General features: G+C 60.3%; 2 protein-coding genes and 1 pseudogene. 2 read left to right on the top strand and 1 reads right to left on the bottom strand.

What is annotated here, in order from left to right:
• Positions 1 to 126: 126 nt before the first annotated feature.
• A pseudogene (locus tag OEZ60_RS21970) lies at positions 127 to 414 on the top strand (hypothetical protein); the annotation flags it as partial.
• Between the two features lie 195 nt (positions 415 to 609).
• Here OEZ60_RS21970 and OEZ60_RS21965 read toward each other — a convergent pair.
• A complete protein-coding gene (locus tag OEZ60_RS21965) occupies positions 610 to 2,280 on the bottom strand; it encodes a winged helix-turn-helix domain-containing tetratricopeptide repeat protein (protein ID WP_263340972.1) in 1,671 nt (556 codons plus the stop codon).
• A gap of 132 nt (positions 2,281 to 2,412) precedes the next feature.
• Here OEZ60_RS21965 and OEZ60_RS21960 point away from each other — a divergent pair, with 132 nt between their 5' ends.
• On the top strand, positions 2,413 to 2,970 hold the full coding sequence (locus OEZ60_RS21960; protein ID WP_263340969.1) for a hypothetical protein: 558 nt from the start codon (positions 2,413 to 2,415) through the stop codon (positions 2,968 to 2,970).
• The last annotated feature ends 224 nt before the right edge of the window (positions 2,971 to 3,194 follow it).

Genomic DNA, 3,194 nt, shown 5'->3' with positions numbered 1-3,194 from the left:
CTCCACGTCCGCATCGCCATCCTGAACCGCTACACTGCGCTCGGCATACCTGTCACTGAAGCCGAGGGATGAGTCTGCCCGGGGATAGGGGAATCTCGGCCATCAGCCGATTTGTGCAACAGAGCCGATGTCTGGATGAATGTCATCAACGTCGAAGCCGACCACGGCACAACCGAGCGGGCATTGTTCGCGGCGTTCTATGGCCAGGAGCATGACTGGGACAATGCCGGGTGGCGCGAAATGGCCGCGTTCTCCTCGTGCGTCTTGCGCCCGCTTGAATGGGCCGGTTTGCTTGTCCAGGCCCGTCAGGAGTGCGCGGGCAAGCATGTGCACCACGTCTTCAAGACGCCGCTCTGGCGCAGCGCCCTCAAATTGGACACCGATGGCATGCTGCAGCCAGTTTCAGTTCAGTAAGGAATCTGGCGCTCCGCCAAGAGGTAACCTTCGAGGTCGCTGCAGCGAAGGGTTCCCTCGAGCCCTCTTGACCGATGCTGCGCGACGCATGAACGGGCGTGAACTATGCAAAGATGCCGTTGCTGCAACTGTTCAACCAGCTTCGGATTCGGCTTTTTGATTGACGAAACTCGCTGCAGTGCGTCGCCTTCCAACCTATTCGGGTATCCCTGCCGCCCGGAGGTCATCAAGCCACAGCGACTGCATGGCCGCGTCGCGCAATGGAGAAAGGGCTTCGGCTTCGTCTTCCAGCGTGTGGGAAGGGGTCGCCTTCAAGAAATTCGCCGCATCTGCCTGCGCCTCCGAGGAACGCCCCAGCCGCTGATATATCGCCGCGCGCGTGAGCAGGGCGCGTTCGGGCACGTAGCTCATGCGCTCGAACGCGGTCAGGCCGGCGTCGGGATCTCCGGCAAAGTAGTACGCCCAGGCCAGGTTCCAGTCGTACCAGTACGGGTGCAGAGGGTTGCGCCGGATCGCCTGCTGAACCTGCGTCACGGCTTCCTGAGCCTCGCCTGCATAGACGAGCGGGACCGCCATGTCTGCCATGACGTCCGCCGCGTTGGGATTGAGTTCAAGGGCGCGGCGAAAATCGGCCAGAGCGGATTCGAGATCGCCTGAGCGCATCCGAACCGTCGCCCGGGTCCACAGAACGCGGTAGTCGAACGGTGCCAGCTCTATTGCCCTTGCGACGGCGACATGCGCAGAGGCCAATGCTGAATCTCGGGGCCGGTTCCATCCGTACCTGTGTTCGTTGATATGCACCCAGGCCAATGACCGGTAGGCGCTTGCATAGTCCGGATCCAGTTCGATGGCGCGGTTGTATAGCTGTTCTGCCTTTGCGTTGGCTCCTGCGGTCCATTTCAGCCATTCCACCCGGCCCATCTGCACGAGTTCATAGGCTTCGGGACTGGAAATGTCGCTGTCGGAAATGCGCTCCAGTTCCCGGGCGTCGATGCGACCACCGAGCGTCGAAACGATTTCCTGGGTCACTTCCGCCGGAAGCGTATGGAGACCGCTGGCGGGAGCCGAAAACTTCTTCGCCCAGACATGCGTTCCGGAATCGGTTTCTATGAGCCGGGCTGTTACCCTGAAGCCCGCTTCAGACCGCCAAAAGCCCCCTTCGATGACATACCGGACACCAAGGTCTTGGCCGACCTGCCTGATATCCTCGGTCCGGTCGCGATAGGAAAAGCTCGAATTGGAGGCCACAACGAAGAAATCGCTGAAATGGGAAAGATCGGCGATGATCTCGGCAGCCAGGGCATCACTCCATACCGTTTGGGCCGGATCGTTGGTGTAGTTCACCAAGGGAAGAACCGCGATGCTTGGCTTGACGGTGACACGCTCGGCGCCGAGTAGGAAAGTCATCAGGCCGGATGCCAAGCCAAGCCAAGCCGCAAGGACTGCCACCGAAAAGAGGGCCGTCACCCAGAGCCATGGCTTTCGGTTCCCGCTTGAGCCGGCCGCAGGGGACATGACGCCGGCAGGCGTGACCGGTGCAACCATGCGATAGCCGACCTTCGGGATCGTCTCGACGAAGGAGGGGCTGGAGGGATCGTCTCCGAGCGCGGAGCGCAGCTTGCTGACGGCGCTGGCAAGTGCGTCATAACCGACCGTGACCCCCGGCCAGAGCTTGTCCTCAAGCTCCTCGCGCATCCGCGTTCTTCCGGGTGTCTGAGCAAAGAATACCAGAAGCGCCATTACCTTTGGTTCGAGGCGCCGTTCTTCCCGGTTGTGCGATATGCGCAATGCCGAAGGTTCAACGAACCAGTCGCCGACTCTGAACGGGTCCGCGATATGTTCGGCTCCTCCGGGTTCCTCTGCCATTGGCTCCAAGTCGTTTTCGTGCGCCGTCGTTTCGTCAGGTCAAGGTATCATCAGAAAAAGATCAGGTTTCGTCCAAGTCTTTCTTTCCGACCGGCGGTATGGCCTTCGCCTGTGCCACTGACGGAGGATACCATGGCCCACCTTAGCCCAAGACGCTACGTCTTCCCATTCGCGATTGCGCTTGCGACTCTGCCCGGAACGTTTCAGGCGCAGGAACTGACGCGTGATGAACAGGTTGCGACAATGACCGCGCAATACACGATCACCAAGTATTACCACGACCTCGACTACAAGGTCGCCGAACTCCTTCAAATGCAGGCGCTTGCGGTTCTGGAAGGGTTTGCCGGTAAGGATCTCGGCCGTGGCTCCTATCGGTCGGACGTCTACAAGCTCAACGAGTGGATGCCGCATTACAAGGGGCAAATTGCTCGGCTGGTTGCGGCGGTGAACCGAGAACAGCTCATGGGCGAAGCCGACCGGCACAGGTTCCTTGAGGAAGTTGCACGTTTTTCCGATCTCGTTTCGGCCGGCAACGCAATCGTTGACGCCTTGGGCCAAGGCAACGCCAATCTCGCGAACGATATATTCCATTCCCGATCCCTTCCCACCGCCAGCGGTATCCGAGGCAGCATTTATACGCTGACGTCGGGTGCCGACGATCGGTTCAAAGCCGCCTTGCGTAATCATTGATTCCGATGGCCGAACTGCCCCGCCCGGCTTTGGCCGATGTGTCGGCGCCTCGCTATGCCAGAATGCCACGCCGGGCCCATCAATGCGGACGCTACATGGCTCTGTTGCACAAATCGGCTGATGGCCGAGATTCCCCTATCCCCGGGCAGACTCATCCCTCGGCTTCAGTGACAGGTATGCCGAGCGCAGTGTAGCGGTTCAGGATGGCGATGCGGACGTGGAGT

It is taken from the genome of Albidovulum salinarum, assembly GCF_025673475.1.
Classification (GTDB): Bacteria; Pseudomonadota; Alphaproteobacteria; order Rhodobacterales; family Rhodobacteraceae; genus Albidovulum; species Albidovulum salinarum.
This window is presented reverse-complemented; position numbering and strand designations above follow the sequence as displayed.

Coding starts and splice junctions, on each gene's coding strand:
- OEZ60_RS21965 (WP_263340972.1), bottom strand. CDS start 2,280: ATGGCAGAGGAACCCGGAGGAGCCGAACATATCGCGGACCCGTTCAGA.
- OEZ60_RS21960 (WP_263340969.1), top strand. CDS start 2,413: ATGGCCCACCTTAGCCCAAGACGCTACGTCTTCCCATTCGCGATTGCG.